General features: G+C 67.9%; 4 protein-coding genes and 1 riboswitch. Of the genes, 3 read left to right on the top strand and 1 reads right to left on the bottom strand.

The features are described 5' to 3' along the window. Positions 1-76: 76 nt before the first annotated feature. A riboswitch (cobalamin riboswitch) is annotated at positions 77-327 on the bottom strand. A gap of 52 nt (positions 328-379) precedes the next feature. From PHQ87_RS15650 to PHQ87_RS15640, 3 genes are all read left to right on the top strand, one after another. Continuing rightward, positions 380-616, top strand: a complete 237-nt coding sequence (locus PHQ87_RS15650; RefSeq protein ID WP_300236432.1) for a DUF904 domain-containing protein — start codon at positions 380-382, stop codon at positions 614-616. Further along, entirely contained in the window at positions 613-1,029 is a 417-nt protein-coding gene (locus PHQ87_RS15645; protein ID WP_300236429.1) for a cell division protein ZapA, read from the top strand. Before PHQ87_RS15650 ends, PHQ87_RS15645 begins: the two co-directional genes overlap by 4 nt. Positions 1,030-1,369: 340 nt before the next feature. Next, positions 1,370-2,188 carry a sulfite exporter TauE/SafE family protein gene (locus tag PHQ87_RS15640; protein WP_300236426.1) on the top strand — a complete coding sequence of 273 codons (819 nt, stop codon included), beginning with the start codon at positions 1,370-1,372 and terminating at the stop codon, positions 2,186-2,188. A gap of 46 nt (positions 2,189-2,234) precedes the next feature. Here PHQ87_RS15640 and rraA read toward each other — a convergent pair whose 3' ends face one another. Then, positions 2,235-2,738 carry a ribonuclease E activity regulator RraA gene (gene rraA / locus PHQ87_RS15635; protein ID WP_300236423.1) on the bottom strand — a complete coding sequence of 168 codons (504 nt, stop codon included), beginning with the start codon at positions 2,736-2,738 and terminating at the stop codon, positions 2,235-2,237. Positions 2,739-2,843: the final 105 nt, after the last annotated feature.

The raw sequence follows: 2,843 nt of genomic DNA, 5'->3' as shown, positions 1-2,843 counted from the left end.
TTTTCATAGGGAACCAAGGAGACAAACACCCTCGCCGTCTTCCCCGACAGCGCTTGGGCGACACGATGGCGCGCCAGGACGCCATCACCGTGTTGGCCGGTATCCGGGCTGACAGAACACACTTCCTCGGGCCTTCCCAGACGCATGCGCGCCCAGTGGCCTCTGCGGGAGGCGGGCCACGCGCATGGCGTTCATGCGTGCGACCGTCTGCTTACCGTTGCGGGGGCAGCGCAGGTTAGGTCCGCCCTGCCCGGGCTTTCCCTCCTGCTTCCCGTTGAACTGCGGCGTGTGACCCACACCGCGAGCACCAACATCGCAGATTGTATGCCGTGCGCGGGCCGGCCCCCTACAATGACCCCGGTCAACCTCTCGCAATGCCATGGCCGATCACATGCAACTGGACCAGATCACCGAGCGCGTGGAGCGCCTGCTGCTGCGCCACGAGGAACTGCAGCGCACCAACCACCTGTTGCTCGAACAGGTGCAAGCCTTGCAGGCCGAGCGCGATGCGCTCAAAACCCGGCTGCAGACCGCCCGCGCCCGCATCGACGCCCTGCTTGAGCGCCTGCCGGCGCCGGTTGAAGAGCCGACGTCGGCCCCGGGAGGCCACGAATGAACGACGCCATCAAACCGGCCACCAAGCAGATCGAGGTCCAGATCATGGGCCAGAGCTATCTGCTGACCTGCCCCAGCGGTGGCGAATCGGCCCTGCTCGACGCCGTGGAACGCGTGGACACGGCGATGTGCCGCATTCGGGATACCGGCAAGGTCAAGGCGCGCGACCGCATCGCCGTCCTGGCCTCGCTCAACCTGGCCTTCGAGCTGTCGCAAAAGGACAGCCAGCTGCTGCGGCTCAACACCCAGTGCGACGACGCGCTGGCCGGCGATGGCGGCCACAAGACCCTGCCACCATCTGAGGCGGCCGTGGCGGCCCCCACCATCGCGCTCGATGCCGTCACACAGGCGCGACTGGACGATCTGGCGCGCCGACTTGACCTGGTCCTGGGCAGCGACGGTCAACTGCTCTGAGCCCCGCCCCGCCTCCGGGCGGCAGTCCGCCCGTCGGCATTCGACGGTTTTTTGCGCCGCTGCGCCACCGGCACCGCGCCACGGGCCTACAATCCATCCTGTCTGCGGTGCGCGCCGGGCTTTATATTTCCTTGAACCAATGCTCTATGAGCCCGGGCTTGGTACATTGCGCGGCTGGTGCGAGCATCTCGCGTCAGATGAACCCGAGGCCCCGCTGCCCTCGCCCACCTGAACCCCCGGTTCAGGATGCCGGTCCGGTGGCACTTGCAGACACCCATTTCCACACGCACAGCCCCTCCCGGGGCTGTTCGTTTTTTTGTCGCCGGATCGCACCCTCCCCATGACCCTTGAACCCTTGCTCATTGTCGAACTGGCCGCACTCGGCCTGGCCGGCGGTTTCCTGGCCGGCTTGCTCGGTATCGGTGGCGGCATGGTCCTGGTCCCCTTCATCACCGCCATCATCACCAGCCGCGGCGTGGACCCCAGCCTGGCGGTCAAGATGGCCATCGCCACCTCCATGGCCACCATCGTCTTCACCTCGGTTTCCAGCGTGCGCGCCCACCACCAGCGTGGCGCGGTGCGCTGGGACATCGTGCGCCAGATCGCCCCGGGCATCGTGATCGGCGGGTTCATCGCCAGCATGGGCGTGTTCGCCGTGCTCAAAGGCGCGTGGCTGGCGCTGGTGTTCGCCGGCTTTGTGGGCTTCTCGGCCAGCCAGATGCTGCGCGACCGCAAGCCCAAGCCGAGCCGCACCCTGCCCGGTGCCGCCGGTCAGGTCGGCGCCGGCTCGGTCATCGGCTTTCTCTCGGGCCTGGTTGGCGCGGGCGGTGGCTTCGTCAGCGTACCCTACATGACCTGGTGCAACGTGCCCATCCACAATGCCGTGGCCACCAGCGCCGCACTGGGCTTTCCGATCGCCCTGGCCAACACCATCGGCTTCGCCATCTCGGGCCAGAGCGTGGTGAACCTGCCACCCTCCTCGCTGGGCTACATCTACCTGCCTGCGCTGGCCGTCATTGCCTGCGCCAGCGTGCTGATGGCGCCCGTGGGTGCCAAAGCAGCGCACTCACTGCCCGTCAAGGCACTCAAGCGCGTGTTCGCCTTCGTGCTGTTCGCGCTGGCCGGCTACATGCTCTACAAGGGCATCGGCAGCCTCTGAGCCCACCGCCAGGCCCCCGCAGAGCGGCAGGCCGCGGCGCGACGGATCACCCCAACCGTTCGGCCGACACCACCATTCCGTCCTCGTCGGCATAGAGCCAGTCACCCGGGCGCACCCACACCCCCTGCACCTGCACCGCCACATCGCGCTGGCCCGGTGCCTGGCGCTCGGTCGGCAGCGGCATGCTGGCCAGGGCACGGATGCCCACCGCGCATGCGGCCAGCTCGGCCACATCGCGCACGCAGCCATCGATGACCACGCCGGCCCAGCCATTGCGTGCCGCCGCTGCGCCCAGGTTGCCACCCAGCAATGCCCGCCGCAGCGAAGCACCGCCATCGACCACCAGCACCCGGCCCTCGCCGGCGCTCTCGACCGCGGCCTTCACCGGGGTGTTGTCCTCGAAACACTTGACGGTCGCCACCGGACCGGCAAAGCGGCGCACGGCGCCGAAATCCCGGAACACCGGTGGCAGCACGCGAAACGCGCCGCTGCCGTCGCCCTTGTGGGCATCGCACAGGTCGCATGTGGCGGGAATGTGGGTCGTATCCATCACTGCAAAACACTCCATGTAAAATCCCGGTCAACCAGGTGAGCAGCGCACATCATGCCTGCCCGCCACAGGGACCGGCACGCCCCCGGTGGCCTGAGTGTTGTT

The organism is Hydrogenophaga sp. (assembly GCF_028698005.1).
In the GTDB taxonomy this organism is placed as follows: domain Bacteria; phylum Pseudomonadota; class Gammaproteobacteria; order Burkholderiales; family Burkholderiaceae_C; genus Hydrogenophaga.
Note: the sequence above shows the minus strand (reverse complement) of the source record. Positions and strands in the feature narration are given on the sequence as shown.